The organism is Streptomyces sp. AV19 (assembly GCF_015999245.1).
Classification (GTDB): Bacteria; Actinomycetota; Actinomycetes; order Streptomycetales; family Streptomycetaceae; genus Streptomyces.
Map to the genome: position 1 here is coordinate 561,222 of NZ_JAEAMR010000022.1, position 14,669 is coordinate 575,890.

Here is a 14,669-nt window from a genome sequence, read left to right on the forward strand (position 1 = left end):
GGCAAACCTCCGGTGTGAAGGGGCTATCGAGCAAGAGGGGTTGCACGGGCTCCGAGCAGGCGCTCGTACGCCGCCCCGCTCAGCTCCCGGGTGACCACCGCGTAGTCACGGCGCCGCAGCGCGAGGAACACAGGCCCCAGCGCGGGCGGTTCGGGCTCCTCGCCCCGGTGGACGGCCGCCAGGTAGGCGTGGACGGGCGCACAGGCCCGCAGCAGCCGGGCCGGCGGCGCGGGCCCGGCACCGTCCTCCGGCCCCGGCCCGTCCAGCACCTCGACGAAGGCCCGCTCGAAGCGGACGAGGTCGATCAACAGGTCGATCCAGGGCTCGCGTTCCGCGCCGGGCGCGGCATCCGGCCGGGTGCGCGCCAGGTGGTCCGCGAAGCCGTCGCTCAGCCCGGCCAGCAGGGGCGACCGGGACGGATGCGCGGCCAGGTAGTCCAGCGCGAACCCGTCGAAGATCTCCTGCCCCAGCAGCCGCACCGACCCCGGGTGCAGTGAGCGCATGCACTCCAGCAGCCGCAGCCGGTAGCCGCGTTGGTAGACGAACAGGCGCTCGCGGGCGGACAGCCGGCGGGACGCGGTGACCATCGCGTCCGGTTCCGCGCCGGACGGGTCGAGGCCGGACGGGTCGAGGAGGGCCTCCTGCATCCAGCGCTGCACCGCCGCAAGGGAAGGGGCGTCAGCCATGGGCACCCCCGGCCGCGGGCGCGACGGCGATCGCCCGGGCCCGGTTCAGCTCGGCCAGCAGCTCGGGGAAGGGCGGCAGGTTCTCGTCCCGCTCCAGCAACGTCGAGACCCCGCCGGTCAGTTCGGTGGCGAGCCGGTACAGCTCCCACACCGGTTCGGCGACCGGCGCGTCATGGGTGTCGATGAGGTGGGTGCCGTGGTCCGTGTGCCCGGCGAGGTGCATCTGCACGATGCGCTCGTGCGGGAGCGCCCGCAGGTACGCCTCGGCGTCGAAGTCGTGGTTGAACGCCGAGACGTGGACGTTGTTGACGTCGAGCAGCAGCCCGCAGTCCGCCTCCTCGGCCATCCCGGCCAGGAACTCCCACTCGGTGAGGGTGGACGCGTGGAACTCGACGTAACTGCTGGGGTTCTCCAGGATCAGCGGCCGTTCCAGCTCGTTCTGCACGACGCGGATCCGGGCCACCACATGGGCCAGCGTCTCCTCGGTGAACGGCAGCGGCAGCAGGTCGTGGGTGTGCACGCCCAGCACGCCCGTCCAGCAGACGTGGTCGGAGACCCAGGGCGCGTCGAGGTCGTCGGCGAGCCTCTTCAGCCGGCGCAGATAGCCGAGGTCGAGGGGGTCGGTGCTGCCGATCGACAGCGACACCCCGTGCGGGATCACGGGATACCGCTCGGCGATCTCGTCGAGCGCCCTCCGCCGGCCGCCCCGGTTGCCGAGGAAGTTCTCCGAGATGATCTCGAAGAACCCCACCGGCGGCCGGTACTGGCGGACATAGGGCAGGTGCGCGGACCGCAGCCCCACCCCGAACCCCAGGTGGGGCAGACCGAGCCGGGCCGCACTCACAGCGGCTGCCGCATGTAGTCGTAGTGCGGCATCCGCTTGTCCGGGATGCCCTCCCCCGGCGAGGGACCGAACGCCTTGCCCGCCGCGTACATCCGCGCCTCGAACAGCCTCCGGGCCTGCTTCCAGACGCTCTTGCCCTTGAGCGGGCCGGCGGAGAAGACCCGGCTCTCGTTGATCGGGCTGGCGCAGCTGCCGTTGTAGCGGCAGTCCTGCTCACCGGGGTGGAACTGCTCGTAGTCGGTGCCCGCGTACCCGCAGCCGCCCTGGCCCCGGCAGGCCCCCTCGCCGTGGCAGACGTGGAAGACGGTGGCGCAGGTGCCCGTGCCCGCCATCGGGGCCCGGCCGGACGCGTCCATCCCTGCACAGGAGTTGAGCCCCATGCAGACGTGCAGTTCCTTCGGGTTCTCCTGCGGGACGGGTGACGGGGACACGTCCGGACACGGACCTTCCCGGGGGATTTCCGTCATGATGTCCGTTCCTCTCCGTTCGGTGACGAGGACGAAGGCCACACCATGCCAGGGCGTACCGGGACGAAGGGAGGGAGCGAACCGGCCAGAGGCGTCGCCCCGCAAGGAACAGGCCAGCGCCCGCCCCGGGTCGGGACGGGCGCCGGTGCCGGATGTCTCGGTTACTTCCCGGCGAGCTCCTTGAGTGCGATGTTGAGCTTGAGCACGTTGACGCGTTCCTCGCCCATGAAGCCCAGCAGCCGGCCGTCGGTGTGGTCCTTGACCAACTGCTCGACCCTGGTGGCCGGCAGGCTGTTGGCCTTGGCCACCCGCTTGGCCTGGAGCTGTGCGTACTGGGGGGAGATGTGCGGGTCGACGCCGGAGGCGGAGGCGGTGAGGGCGTCCGCGGGGATGTCCGACGGGGAGACCCCGTTGAAGGCGGCGACGTCCGCGCGGCGCTGCTTGACGCTGTCCAGCAGCACCCGGCTGTCGGCGGCCAGGTTGTGCCGTCGCCGGTCATCGCGACGAGCTTGCCGCCGGCCTGCTCGCGCTTGATGAGCGCCATCTTGTCCTCGGGCGTGGCCTCCGCCAGGAAGTCGTCGACCCCGGCCTCCTGGGCGATGGACCGGGCCGTCAGCTCGTTGTCGCCCGTGATCATCACTGTCCGGATGCCCATCCGCCGCAGTTCCGCGAACCGCTCCTGCATGCCCTCCTTGACCACGTCCTTGAGGTGGACCACGCCCAGCACCCGGGCGCCGCGGTCGTCCCGGACGGCGACCACCAGCGGGGTGCCGCCGCCGCGCGAGACCCGGGCGACGGTCTCGTGGACCTCCTCGGACACGGTCCCGCCGCCGTCGGTCACCCACTGCGCGACGGCGCCGGCCGCGCCCTTGCGGATGTGCCGCCCGTCCACGTCCACCCCGCTCATCCGCGTCTGCGCGGTGAACGGCACGAACGTCGCCCGCTCCAGCTCGCCCGCGCCGCGGGCCCGCAGCGCGTGCCGCCGCTTGGCGAGGACCACCACGGACCGTCCCTCGGGCGTCTCGTCGGCGAGCGAGGACAGCTGCGCGGCCTCGGCGAGTTCCCCGGCGCCGACCCCGGTCACGGGCAGGAACTCGGCGGCCTCCCGGTTGCCGAGCGTGATGGTGCCCGTCTTGTCGAGGAGCAGGGTGTTGACGTCGCCCGCGGCCTCGACCGCGCGGCCGGACATCGCCAGGACGTTGCGCTGGACGAGACGGTCCATGCCCGCGATGCCGATCGCGGACAGCAGCGCGCCGATCGTGGTCGGGATCAGGGCGACGACGAGGGCCACGAGCACGACGATGCTCTGCTCGGCGTCGGCGTAGAGCGCGAACGGCTGGAGCGTGACGACCGCGATCAGGAAGACGATGGTCAGCGACGCGAGCAGGATGTTGAGCGCGATCTCGTTGGGCGTCTTCTGCCGGGCCGCGCCCTCGACGAGGGCGATCATCCGGTCGATGAACGTCTCGCCGGGCTTGGCGGTGATGGTGACGACGATGCGGTCGGAGAGCACCTTCGTACCGCCGGTGACGGCGGAGCGGTCGCCGCCCGACTCGCGGATCACCGGCGCGGATTCACCGGTGATCGCCGACTCGTCGACGCTGGCGATGCCCTCGACGACGTCCCCGTCCCCCGGGATGACCTGCCCGGCCTCCACCAGGACGTGGTCGCCCGGCCGCAGTCCGGCGGCCGGGACCTCCTCCTCGCGGACGTCCTCCGCGCCGGGCCGCCAGTCGGCCAGGCGGCGCGCCGTGGTCTGCGTCCGGGCCCGCCGCAGGGTGTCGGCCTGGGCCTTGCCCCGGCCCTCCGCCACCGCCTCGGCGAGATTGGCGAAGACCACGGTCAGCCAGAGCCAGGCGGTGATGACCCAGGGGAAGGCGCCGGGGTTCCGCACTGCCGACAGGGTGGTCAGGACCGCCCCGACCTCGACGACGAACATCACGGGCTGACGGGCCATCCGGCGTGGATCGAGCTTGCGCAGGGCGTCGGGGAAGGAGGTGAGGAGCTGCCGGGTGTCGAGCAGGCCGGCGGCGACCCGGTGCGGCGGGCCGGCGGCGGGCGCGGTGCTGGTCATCAGTGCAGTCCTTCCGCGAGCGGTCCCAGCGCCAGGGACGGGAAGTAGGTGAGGCCGACGACGAGGAGGATCACGGCCGTCAACAGGCCGACGAACTGCGGCCGGTGCGTCGGCAGGGTGCCGGCGGTCACGGGCACGGAGCGCTGCCGGGCCAGCCGCCCGGCCAGGGCGAGGACGAAGACCATGGGCAGGAAGCGGCCGAAGAGCATCGCCAGGCCGAGGGCCGTGTTGTACCAGACGGTGTCGGAGCCGAGGCCGGCGAAGGCCGAGCCGTTGTTGTTGGCCGCCGAGGTGAAGGCGTAGAGGACCTCGGAGAAGCCGTGCGGGCCCGCGTTGGCCATCGCCGCCCGCTCCCCGGGCAGGGCCATGGCCAGGCCCGTGCCCACCAGGACGACGGCGGGGGTGGTGAGCAGGTAGAGCGAGGCGAACCGCATCTCGCGGCTGCCGAGCTTCTTGCCGAGGTACTCGGGCGTGCGGCCGACCATGAGGCCGGCGACGAACACGGCCACGACCGCCAGGACGAGGATGCCGTACAGGCCGGAGCCCACGCCGCCGGGGGCGATCTCGCCGAGCATCATGTTGAAGATCAGCAGTCCGCCGCCGAGCGGGGTGTACGAGTCGTGGGCGGAGTCGACCGCCCCGCACGAGGTGAGCGTGGTGGAGACGGCGAAGAGCGCGGACGCCCAGACGCCGAGCCGCTGTTCCTTGCCCTCCATCATGCCGCCGGCCGCGTGCCCCGCCGAACTGGCATTGCTCTGCAGTTCGTTGACGGTGACCCCGATCACCGACACGGTCCACAGCAGCGCCATGACGGCGAGCACCGCGTAGCCCTGGCGCCGGTCGCCGACCATGGTGCCGAAGGCGCGCGGCAGCGAGACGGAGACCACCAGCAGGAGGTAGACCTCCAGCAGGTTGGTGAACGCGGTCGGATTCTCGAAGGGGTGGGCGGAGTTGGCGCCGAAGAAGCCGCCGCCGTTGGTGCCCAGCTCCTTGATCGCCTCCTGCGAGGCCACCGGCCCGCCCGGGATGCTCTGGTGGCCGCCGGAGACGGTGGTGACGTCCTGGAAGCCGTGGAAGTTCTGGATCACCCCGCCGGCGGCGAGGACGAGCGCGAAGACGAAGGCGAGCGGCAGCAGGACCCGTACCACGATCCGGGTCAGGTCCACCCAGAAGTTGCCGACGTGGTCGGCCCGTTCGCGGGTGAACCCCCGGATGAGGGCGGCGACGACCGCGATGCCCACCGCGGCGGAGACGAAGTTCTGCACGGCGAGCCCGGCCATCTGCACCAGGTGGCCCATCGTCGACTCGCCCGCGTACGCCTGCCAGTTGGTGTTGGTGACGAACGAGATCGCGGTGTTGAAAGCTAGATTCGGGGGGACCGGCTTCATCCCCAGCGACAGCAGCAGATGGTCCTGCACCCGCTGGAAGCCGTACAGGAAGAGGACGGAGACAAGGGAGAAGGCCAGCACGGCCCGCAGATAGGCGGCCCAGGTCTGCTCGGTCTCCGCGTTCACCCCGCCCGCCCGGTAGGCCGGCCGCTCGACGCGCAGATGGCGGGAGGCGGTCAGGCAGCGGGCGATGTGGTCGCCCAGCGGACGGTGGGACAGGGCGAGCGCGGCCACCAGGGCCAGCACCTGCAGCCAGCCCGCGAGGGTGGCGTCCATCAGAACCTCTCCGGGAAGAGCAGGCAGTACACCAGGTACAGGACGAGGGCCACGGCCACGGCCAGCCCGACGGCGTTGTCGATGCTCACAGGCGCTCGACTCCCTTGAGGGCGTAGTGGAGGAGGACGAACGCGAGGACGACGATGCCGATGAATGCCAGATCCGCCATGGGCGATGCACTCCGTGGGGTCGGAGGAAGTGGGGGGACGTGTCTTCCGGCCGGGTGGAAGGGAGTCGGGGGGTACCGGCAGCCGGGGACGAGGGACCGACCTGTTCGCGCCATCCGTAGCGAAGCGCCGGGAGACGGCCCTGGCGAGGCCCTTTGACGTTCCCCTGACACTCGGGAGCGCTTTCTTGACGACTCCTTCATTGCGTTCGATGACGTGTTCTGATCAACAGGGGCGGGCGCGGGGATATCAGGGCGGGCGCATGCACAGCAAACCACCCTAATGGCGCGTTTCGGCGGCGGTGTCGAGGAACACGCGCGGGCGGCGGGTGACGGGGAAGTGGCTCGTTCCGGTTCCTCTCCGCCGCGTCCGCGGTGCGGCTGTGAGGGCCGGGGCTGAAGCGTCGTCAACGTCCGTCAGGGCCCCCGGCACCGTCATCAGGACGGCGCCGGGGGTCGCGGCCGTGGCCGGCCGGGTTCCGCCGGGCCTACGGCGCCGGAACGACGCGGTCCGCCGGCGGGCGGGCGGCCGGCAGGGAGACGACCATCGTCAGGCCGCCGCCCGGGGTGTCCTCGGGCGTGACCGTGCCGCCCATCGCCTCGGTCAGGCCCCGGGACAGCGCCAGGCCCAGCCCCAGGCCCGTCGTGTTGTCGGTGTCGCCGAGGCGCTGGAACGGGGCGAAGGCCCGCTCCAGATGGGCGGGGCTGATGCCCGGGCCGCGGTCGATGACGCGCAGTTCGACGCGCGGGCCGAGGACGCTCGCCGCCACCGTGACCGGCCGTCCGGGAGGCGAGTGCCGGGTGGCGTTGGCGACCAGGTTGGCGATCACCCGCTCCAGCAGCGGCGGATCGGCCAGCACGTCCGGCACGGCGTCCAGGCCCTTCGTGGTCACCGGGTCGGGCGGCGCCTCGGGCAGGGTGTCCAGCGCCAGGGGCAGCACGTCGGCGAACGCGGTCGGCTGGAGCCGCAGGGTCAGGGCGCCGGCCTGGATGCGGCTCATGTCCAGGAGGTTGTCCACCAGCCGGTTGAGCTTGGCCAGCGACTCCTCGGCGGTGGCCAGCAACTCCTCGCGGTCCTCCGGCGAGAACTCCACCTCGCGGCTGCGCAGCGAGCTGATCGCCGCCCAACTGCCCGCCAGCGGCGTGCGCAGGTCGTGGCTGACGGCGGCGAGCAGCGCGGTGCGCATCCGGTCCGCGGCCTTGACCGGCTCGACCTCGGCGACGGCCTCGGCCAGCCGGGCGTGGTCGAGCGCGGCCCGCAGGTGCGCGGCGAACGCGGTCAGGACCCGGTGCTCGGTCGCGGGCAGGGCCCGCCCGCGCAGCACCAGTTCGCTGTCGCCCACGGGCACCGCGATCTCGGGCACCCCGGCCCGTCCGCCGCCGCCCGCCCCGCGCGGACGCAACTCCGCGGTCTCCATCCCGAACGTCTCACGGGTGCGCTGCAGCAGCAACGGAACGGAGTGCTCACCCCGCAGCACCCCGCCGGCCAAGGACGAGAGGGTCGCGGCCTCGGCGGCCGCGCTGGCGGCTCTGCGTCCCAGCCGCAGCGAACGGTCCACGACCGCGGCGACGACGACGGCGACCAGCGCGAACGCGACCAGGGCCAGGAGGTTGTCGACCCCGTGGACGGTGAAGCGGTCGGTCGGCGGGATGAAGTAGTAGTTGAGCAGCAGCGAGGCGGCCAGCGACGCGAGCAGCGCCGAGACCACCCCGCCCACGCACGCCACGGCGACCACCGCGAGCAGGAACAGCAGCGTCTCGCTGGTGAGGCTGAGATCCGGCCCGGCGGAGAGCCGCCGCAGCAGCACGGTCAGGAGGACGGGCAGGACGAGCCCGGCCACCGGGCCGCCGATCCGGCGCGCCCCGCTCAGCCGCCCGGAACCGCCCGGTCCGGGCCGCCCGCGCCCCGCCCGTTCGTGGGTGACCAGGTGGACGTCGATGTCCTCCGACCGCTCGACGACCCGCTCGCCCACCCCGCGGGTGGCGAGCCGGGCCAGCGGCCCGCGCCGGCTGACGCCGACGACCAGCTGGGTCGCGTTCTCCACCCGCGCGAACTCGACGAGCGCGGCGGGCACGTCGTCGCCGACCACCGTGTGGTAACTGCCGCCGAGGCTCTCCACCAGCCGGCGCTGGCGGGCCAGCGCGGCGGGGGAGGAGCCGACGAGCCCGTCGCTGCGGGCCACGTGGACGGCCAGCAGGTCGCCGCCGGACGAACGGGCGGCGATGCGGGCCGCCCGCCGGATCAGGGTCTCGCCCTCGGCGCCGCCGGTCAGCGCGACGACGACGCGCTCCCGGGTCTCCCACACGCCCCCGATGCGGTGCTCGCTGCGGTAGCGCTGCAACGCCTCGTCCACCCGGTCCGCGACCCACAGCAGGGCGAGTTCGCGCAGGGCGGTGAGGTTGCCGAGCCGGAAGTAGTGCGAGAGGGCGGCGTCGATCTTCTCGGGCGGGTACACGTTGCCGTGCGCCAGCCGGCGGCGCAGCCCCTCCGGCGGCAGGTCCACCAGCTCGATCTGCCCGGCCCGGCGGACGATGTCGTCCGGCACGGTCTCCCGCTGCGGCACACCGGTGATCTTCCGCACGACGTCGTTGAGGGACTCCAGGTGCTGGACGTTGAGCGTGGTCACCACGTCGATGCCGGCCGCGAGCAGCGTCTCGACGTCCTGCCAGCGCTTGGTGTGCGGCACGCCGGGGACGTTGGTGTGCGCCAGTTCGTCGATCAGCGCCACCTCGGGACGGCGGGCCAGCACCGCGTCGAGGTCGAGCTCGGTGTACGCGGCGCCCCGGTGCGTGACCCGTCGTCGGGGCAGCAGCTCCAGGCCGACGAGCATCGCCTCGGTGCGCGGCCGCCGGTGGCACTCGGCCAGCGCCACCACCACGTCGGTGCCGCGCCGGGCCCGGCGCCGGCCCTCGTCGAGCATCCGGTAGGTCTTGCCGACGCCGGGGGCCGCCCCCAGGAAGACCTTGAGCCGGCCGGGCCTCCGGTCCGGTGTCCCGTTCGGAAGGCTGCCCTGCGCCATCGCTCGTCGCTCCTCTGCCGCCGGGCGGCACGCCGCCGCGCGGCACGAGGGGGAGCCCGTGTCGCGCGGCGGCATGCCGGAATGGTGTTCGAGAGGCCATCGTCGCTCGTCGCGGCCGTCCGATCGCCCTTCCGGGCCGCGACGTTGACGCGATTCTGACTGCGGCGGATCCGTACGGCGGGTTATACGGGGGTGGCCTCGACCAGCGAGAGGACGCTCGGCTCCGCCAGCGGTGTGATCGAGGTCAGCGTGAAGCCCGTGTCGGCGAACAGCTTCCGGAGGTCCTGCTCGGTGCGCTCCCGGCCGCCCGCGTTCACCAGCATGTTGAGGTCGCTGAGGTAGTGCTGGACGCGCACGGTCGCCGGGTCCACGACGTCCGCCAGCACCGGATCGACGGCCAGCACCCGGCCGCCTTCGGGGATGACCTTGCGGATGCCGTTGAGGATCGCCGCGCACTGGCTGTCGTTCCAGTCGTGCAGGATGCTCTTGAGCAGGTAGAGGTCCCCGCCCGCGGGGGCCGAGGCGAAGAAGTCGCCGGTCTCCAGCGCGCAGCGGCCGGCCACCCCCGCGTCCTCCAGCAGGGCGGGCGCCTGGGCCAGCCCCTCCGGGGTGTCGTAGATGACCCCGCGCAGCTCCGGGTTCTCGCGCAGGATGCCCGCGACGAGCGTTCCGTCGCCGCCGCCCACGTCGACGACGGTGCCGAAACGGGAGAAGTCGTAGTGGGAGGTGACGACTTGGGCGGTCAGCCGGGTGGACTGGCCCATCGCCCGGTTGAAGTCCGCCGAGACGTCCGGGTTTTCCTTCAGGTGGGTGAAGTAGTCGTGGCCGAAGACCTCGTCGAACGCCGGCAGTCCGGTGCGCAGGCTGTGGTCGAGCTGCTCCCAGCCGCCGTTGATGACGGAGTCGGTGTAGAGGCGGACGAGGGTGCTCATGCCCTCGGGGTTGTCGGTGCGCAGCAGCGCGCCGGCCGGGGTGAGGCGGAAGACGCCCGGCCGTTCCTCGGTGAGCAACTCCAGCCCGGCCAGGGCCCGCAGCAGGCGCAGGGTGGTGTCCGGCAGTGTGCCGCAGCGCTCCGCCACCTCGGTGGCGGTGCGGGCCCCGTCGCCCAGCACGTCCGCGACGCCCAGCCGCAGCGTGCTGGACAGCAGACTGGAGATCATCTTTCCCCACATCAGGCCGGTGATGACCGACCGCGCGGCCCGGCCGCCGGTGGTCCGTTCCCGTTCCGACGCCATCGTGTGGCTCCTTTCGGGGTGCGCCATGGTGAGATTCCCAATGTCGCATCGGTGAAGTAAGGGAACACTAAGTCGGGTCGATCGGTCTGTGCAACGGGCCTCTGGAACTACGACCTCCGCAGGTCGGCCCGGCTCAAGGCGCCGGGGCGGGACGGTGGTTGCGGCCCCCGGTGCCGATCTTCCGCCTTGACGTCAAGCGCGCTTGAACTTCTACGGTCGCCTCCGTCCCGGCCGCATCAGCGGCTCTTCGCGTCAGGAAAGGGGCTTTGCCATGAGCAATTTCAGGAGAGCCGCCCCGGCGAGATCCGGCACCGCGCTCACCCTCGCCGTCGTGCTCCTCGGCGTCCTCGTCGTCCCCATGTCCCTCTCCGGCGCGGCCGTCGCGCTGCCCGGCATCGGCGAGGACCTCAACACCTCGGGCGCGCCGCTGATGTGGGTGGTCAACGTCTACAACCTGCTGTTCGCCGCTGTGACGCTGGTCGCGGGGTCGCTGTCGGACGTCCACGGCCGCCGCCGGGTCTTCGTCCTCGGCGGCGTCCTGTTCACCGCAGGCTCGCTGGCGAGCGCGCTCGCCCCGCACGTCCTCGTCCTCGACCTGGCCCGCGCGGTCGCCGGAACCGGCGCCGCGGGCGTGCTGGCGAGCTCCGGGGCGATCCTGGCGACGACGTTCGAGGGGGCGGCGCGCACGCGGGCGTTCGCGGCGCTGGGGACGGTCGTGGGGATCGGGGTCGCCCTGGGGCCCACCCTGTCCGGATGGCTGATCGGCGGCCTCGGCTGGCGCGCCGGCTTCCTGGCCCACGCCGTGGTCCTGGGCGTCGTCCTCCTCGGCGCCGCCAGGATGCCCGAGTCCCGCGCCCCCGGGCGCCCGCGTACCGACCGGGCGGGCGTGGCCACCTTCGTCCTCGGCCTCGGCGCCGTGATCACCGGCCTTGTCCAGGGCTCCGAGAACGGCTGGACCAGCCCGCTCGTCGTCGATTCCCTCGCCCTTGGCGGCCTCCTGCTGGTGGTCTTCGCCGCCGTCGAGCGACGCAGCGCGCACCCCGTGCTGGACCTGTCGTTGATCCGCAACCGTCGCTTCGGCGCCTGGTGCCTGGGCACCCTGGTCGTCTCCGGGGGCTTCATCGGCACCCTCACGTTCCTGCCGACCTACCTCCAGGGCGCGTGCGGTCAGTCGGCGGCCGAGGCAGGACTGACCATGTTGCTGATGACGGTCCCCGTGCTCGTCGTCCCGCCGATCGGCGGATGGCTCGTCAACCGCGGCGCCCCGCCCTCGCTGCTGATGGCCGCCGCCCTCCTGCTCATCGCCGGCGGCAGCGCCTGGCTGACCGTCCTGCGGCCCGACATCGGCGCCGGGGCCCTGGCCGGCCCCCTGATCGCCATCGGCACCGGCATGGGCGTGGCCTTCGGCATCACCGACGGCCAGGCGATGCGCCACGTCGAATCCGCCCGCGCGGGCATGGCCGCGGGCTTCCTCAACACGGTCCGCGGCGCCGCCGAGGCGCTCGTCCTCGCGGTCTTCGGTGCCCTGCTGGCCGGACTCGTCCGCGCCCGGGTCGGCTCGGACCGCCTCGCCAAGGAGATCACCGCAGGGAACCTGCCGGACGGCCCCCGCCACGACGTCCTCGCCCAGCACCTCACCGGCGCCTGGCACACCGCCCTGTGGGGCGTGGCGGGCGCCTGCGTCCTGGGCGGCCTCGCCGTCGTCGCCCTGCTGTCGGGGCATTCCGCGGCAGACGCCCCCGCCCCCGCGGAGCGCCGGCAACGCATCCCACGTCCCCCGACGGTGTCCGGCCGCAAGTGAGGCACAGCCTCTTCGCATAGGGTGGCCCCTTCGGCACTCCCTGCTCCGCGGGGGGTACGGAGCCGTCCGCGGACCGGGCGGGCGGTGGTCGAGGTAAGGAGTGGATGTGGGGGACGTGGCTGTCGGTGCGCGGTCGGAGCAGGACGGGCCCGGAGAGCGGCCCGGAGAGCCCGTGGAGAAGAAGGAGAGCAAGGCGAAGAAGCAGCAGCGTCCGTTCTGGAAGGAACTGCCCCTCCTCATCGGTGTCGCCCTGGTGCTGGCGCTGCTCATCAAGACGTTCCTGGTGCAGGCGTTCTCCATCCCCTCGGACTCCATGCAGAACACGCTGCAGGAGGGCGACCGGGTCCTCGTGGACAAGCTCACCCCCTGGTTCGGCGCCGAGCCCGAGCGCGGCGAGGTCGTCGTCTTCCACGACCCCGGCGAGTGGCTGAAGTACGAGCCCACCCCCCAGCCCAACGCCGTGCAGAACGTGCTCAGCTGGATCGGCCTGATGCCGTCGGCCAACGAGAAGGACCTCATCAAACGCGTCATCGGCGTCGGCGGCGACACCGTCGAGTGCAAGGGCTCCGGCCCGGTGAAGGTCAACGGCAAGCCGCTGGACGAGCAGTCGTACGTCTTTGCGGGGAACACTCCGTGCAGCACCGTCCCCGAGGGCCAGTTCAAGGTCACCGTGCCCAAGGGCAAGCTGTGGGTGATGGGCGACCACCGGCAGAACTCGGCGGACTCCCGCTACCACCGGAACGAGCCGGGCAACGGCTTCGTGCCCGTCGAGAACGTGGTCGGCCGCGCGATCGTCGTCGCCTGGCCGATCGACCGCTGGTCCACCCTGCCGGTGCCGGACACCTTCGACCAGAAGGGCATCGACAAGGCGGCGGCCGCCGCCGTCCCGACCGCGGCGGCCTTCGCCGGTGCCGTCCCGCTGGTCCTGCTGCGCCGCCGGCGGCTCCTGCGGACCGGCGCGCGGGCCTGACCGGCACCGCACCGTACGCGCGAAGCGCCCGCCCCGTTGACCACGGGGCGGGCGCTTCGTCGTCAACGGGGCGGCCCGAGTGCTACCGCTCCTCCGCCACGGCCGTGCGGATCGTTTCGGCGAGGAGCTCGGCCAGGCGGCGGTGCGAGTCGAGGCTCAGGTGCACGCCGTCGTCCCCGGCCTCGGCCACGGCGGCGGCGTCGAGGAACAGCGCACCGCGCCGCCGCGCCACGCGGCCGATCGCCGCGGCGAGTCCACGGGACCGTGGGGCGGCCCCGGAGCCGTAGGACGCCCCGTTGAGCTCGGCGAAGCGCGGCCTGGTGTCGTCGACGTGGACGGGGCTGACCACGATCGTGCGGGGCGGCCCGCCGGAGGGGGAGCGCCCCTGCCGCCCGATGTCGTCGAGGAGCGCGTCCACGGCGGCGGCGGTGTCCTCGGCCGGCCGGGCGAACTGCTCCTTGGTGTCGTTGGTGCCCAGCATGAGTACCACGAAATCGAGCGGCTCGTGGCTGTGCAGACAGGGCGTCAGGAAGGTCCGGCCGTTGCGGCCCGGGCGGTTGTCGCGGACCGGGTAGTCCAGGTCCGTCGTGCGGCCGCCGAGGCCCTCCTCTATCACGTCGTACGCGCCGCCGAGCAGCGCCTGCAGCCGGCCGGTCCATCGCCGGTCGGCCGGCAGGCGCCCGGGCTCGACGTCGTCCGGGCGCTGCCCATGGGTGTTCGAGTCGCCGTAGCAAAGGACCGTGCGGGCCGCTGGATTGATGATCATGGCTGGAATCTATCGGGCGGTGCGCGGGAGTTGGGTGCCGTGACCGGCCCGTCGGCCGGGGGCGCGGTCACGGCACCGGGTGTCGCGGTCGTGCCGTCAGCGGTCCTGCGACAGCGCGTAGAGCTCCTGGAAGAGCCCGCCGGCCGTCACCAGCTGGTCGAAGGTGCCGTCCTCCGTGACGTGGCCCCGCTCCATGACCACGATGCGGTCCGCGATGCGGGTGTTGTCCAGGCGGTGGGTGACCACCAGCGTGATCCGGTCCTTGGCCATGTTCTTGAGCGCCTGGAAGATCATGTGCTCGCCACGGGCGTCGAGTTCACTGGTGGGCTCGTCCAGGATGAGGACCGGCGGCCTCCGGTACAGCGCGCGGGCGCAGGCGATGCGCTGCCACTGGCCGCCGGAGAGGTTCACCCCGCCCCACAACTCCCGGGCCAGCAGCATGTCGAGACCCTCGGGGAACTCTTCGACGGTCTCCCTCAGACCCACCGTGTCCACGGTCTCCCACACCCGCTCGTCGTCCCGGGTCAGCGGCTGGCCCAGGGTGATGTTCTCGCGGGCGGTCAGCGGCCAGTAGGCGAAGAACTGCGGCACGAGCCCGGTGCGCGCCCACACCGTCTCCGGGTCGGCCGCCGCCAGGTCCACCCCGTCCCACGCCACCGTGCCCTTGTCCGCCACGAACAGGCCGGTCACCAGGCGCATCAGCGTGGACTTGCCGGAACCGTTCTCGCCGACGACCGCGACCAGTTCGCCCCGCCGCAGCGTGAGGGAGAGGCCGTCGACGGCCGGACGCGGCTTGTTCGGGTACGCGTACGTCACCTTGTCGAAGCGGATCGTCTCCGGGCAGACGGGGGCCGGGGCCCGGCCCCGGGCCGGGCCCAGCGACCGGGTGTCGTCCACGAACCGCTTCCAGTCCCCGAGGTAGGGCATTCCCCCTGATAGCTGGACACCGTAGACACTGGATCCTGAGGATCTGGGA

Annotated in this window: 12 protein-coding genes and 1 pseudogene; 2 read left to right on the forward strand and 11 right to left on the reverse strand. The window is 72.7% G+C overall.

Features of this window, described 5'->3' with window-relative positions:
• Positions 1-23: 23 nt before the first annotated feature.
• The 9 genes and pseudogenes from I5Q34_RS30640 to I5Q34_RS30680 form a co-directional block, all read right to left on the reverse strand.
• Positions 24-686: a DNA-binding domain-containing protein gene (locus I5Q34_RS30640; RefSeq protein WP_199895706.1), complete on the reverse strand. Its 663-nt coding sequence runs from the start codon at positions 684-686 to the stop codon at positions 24-26.
• Positions 679-1,530, reverse strand: coding sequence for a DUF692 domain-containing protein (locus tag I5Q34_RS30645; protein ID WP_199895707.1), 852 nt, complete (start codon positions 1,528-1,530; stop codon positions 679-681). The genes I5Q34_RS30640 and I5Q34_RS30645 overlap by 8 nt, the downstream gene beginning before the upstream one ends.
• On the reverse strand, positions 1,527-1,862 hold the full coding sequence (locus tag I5Q34_RS30650) for a hypothetical protein (protein ID WP_199895708.1): 336 nt from the start codon (positions 1,860-1,862) through the stop codon (positions 1,527-1,529). Before I5Q34_RS30650 ends, I5Q34_RS30645 begins: the two co-directional genes overlap by 4 nt.
• Before the next feature lie 296 nt (positions 1,863-2,158).
• On the reverse strand, positions 2,159-2,458 hold the full coding sequence (locus tag I5Q34_RS30655; RefSeq protein ID WP_307811769.1) for a potassium-transporting ATPase subunit C: 300 nt from the start codon (positions 2,456-2,458) through the stop codon (positions 2,159-2,161).
• Positions 2,425-4,071, reverse strand: a pseudogene (gene kdpB, locus I5Q34_RS30660) (potassium-transporting ATPase subunit KdpB); the annotation flags it as partial. The pseudogene kdpB and the gene I5Q34_RS30655, both read right to left, overlap by 34 nt.
• A complete protein-coding gene (gene kdpA / locus I5Q34_RS30665) occupies positions 4,071-5,735 on the reverse strand; it encodes a potassium-transporting ATPase subunit KdpA (protein ID WP_199895709.1) in 1,665 nt (554 codons plus the stop codon). The pseudogene kdpB and the gene kdpA, both read right to left, overlap by 1 nt.
• Complete coding sequence (kdpF, locus tag I5Q34_RS35640; protein ID WP_199895710.1) at positions 5,735-5,824, reverse strand: K(+)-transporting ATPase subunit F; 90 nt, start codon at positions 5,822-5,824, stop codon at positions 5,735-5,737. Before kdpF ends, kdpA begins: the two co-directional genes overlap by 1 nt.
• Before the next feature lie 565 nt (positions 5,825-6,389).
• The gene (locus I5Q34_RS30675; protein ID WP_199895711.1) at positions 6,390-8,921 is read right to left on the reverse strand and encodes an ATP-binding protein; all 2,532 of its coding nucleotides are present in this window, start codon (positions 8,919-8,921) and stop codon (positions 6,390-6,392) included.
• Between the two features lie 182 nt (positions 8,922-9,103).
• Complete coding sequence (locus I5Q34_RS30680; RefSeq protein ID WP_199895712.1) at positions 9,104-10,156, reverse strand: methyltransferase; 1,053 nt, start codon at positions 10,154-10,156, stop codon at positions 9,104-9,106.
• A gap of 271 nt (positions 10,157-10,427) precedes the next feature.
• Here I5Q34_RS30680 and I5Q34_RS30685 point away from each other — a divergent pair, with 271 nt between their 5' ends.
• Together I5Q34_RS30685 and lepB are read left to right on the forward strand one after the other, a co-directional pair.
• The gene (locus tag I5Q34_RS30685) at positions 10,428-11,957 is read left to right on the forward strand and encodes an MFS transporter (RefSeq protein ID WP_199895713.1); all 1,530 of its coding nucleotides are present in this window, start codon (positions 10,428-10,430) and stop codon (positions 11,955-11,957) included.
• A gap of 106 nt (positions 11,958-12,063) precedes the next feature.
• Positions 12,064-12,927, forward strand: a complete 864-nt coding sequence (lepB, locus tag I5Q34_RS30690; RefSeq protein WP_199895714.1) for a signal peptidase I — start codon at positions 12,064-12,066, stop codon at positions 12,925-12,927.
• An 82-nt stretch (positions 12,928-13,009) separates the two neighbouring features.
• Here lepB and I5Q34_RS30695 read toward each other — a convergent pair whose 3' ends face one another.
• Together I5Q34_RS30695 and I5Q34_RS30700 are read right to left on the reverse strand one after the other, a co-directional pair.
• A complete protein-coding gene (locus tag I5Q34_RS30695; RefSeq protein ID WP_199895715.1) occupies positions 13,010-13,693 on the reverse strand; it encodes a GDSL-type esterase/lipase family protein in 684 nt (227 codons plus the stop codon).
• A 96-nt stretch (positions 13,694-13,789) separates the two neighbouring features.
• Positions 13,790-14,669, reverse strand: an 880-nt coding sequence (locus I5Q34_RS30700; protein WP_199895716.1) for an ABC transporter ATP-binding protein, incomplete at its 5' end; no start/stop codon positions are given.

What these genes read in the sequence shown, in the direction of transcription:
- I5Q34_RS30640 (WP_199895706.1), bottom strand. Translation starts at nt 686, where the DNA reads ATGGCTGACGCCCCTTCCCTTGCGGCGGTGCAGCGCTGGATGCAGGAG.
- I5Q34_RS30650 (WP_199895708.1), bottom strand. Translation starts at nt 1,862, where the DNA reads ATGGCGGGCACGGGCACCTGCGCCACCGTCTTCCACGTCTGCCACGGC.
- kdpA (WP_199895709.1), bottom strand. Translation starts at nt 5,735, where the DNA reads ATGGACGCCACCCTCGCGGGCTGGCTGCAGGTGCTGGCCCTGGTGGCC.
- I5Q34_RS30675 (WP_199895711.1), bottom strand. Translation starts at nt 8,921, where the DNA reads ATGGCGCAGGGCAGCCTTCCGAACGGGACACCGGACCGGAGGCCCGGC.
- I5Q34_RS30680 (WP_199895712.1), bottom strand. Translation starts at nt 10,156, where the DNA reads ATGGCGTCGGAACGGGAACGGACCACCGGCGGCCGGGCCGCGCGGTCG.
- I5Q34_RS30685 (WP_199895713.1), top strand. Translation starts at nt 10,428, where the DNA reads ATGAGCAATTTCAGGAGAGCCGCCCCGGCGAGATCCGGCACCGCGCTC.
- I5Q34_RS30695 (WP_199895715.1), bottom strand. Translation starts at nt 13,693, where the DNA reads ATGATCATCAATCCAGCGGCCCGCACGGTCCTTTGCTACGGCGACTCG.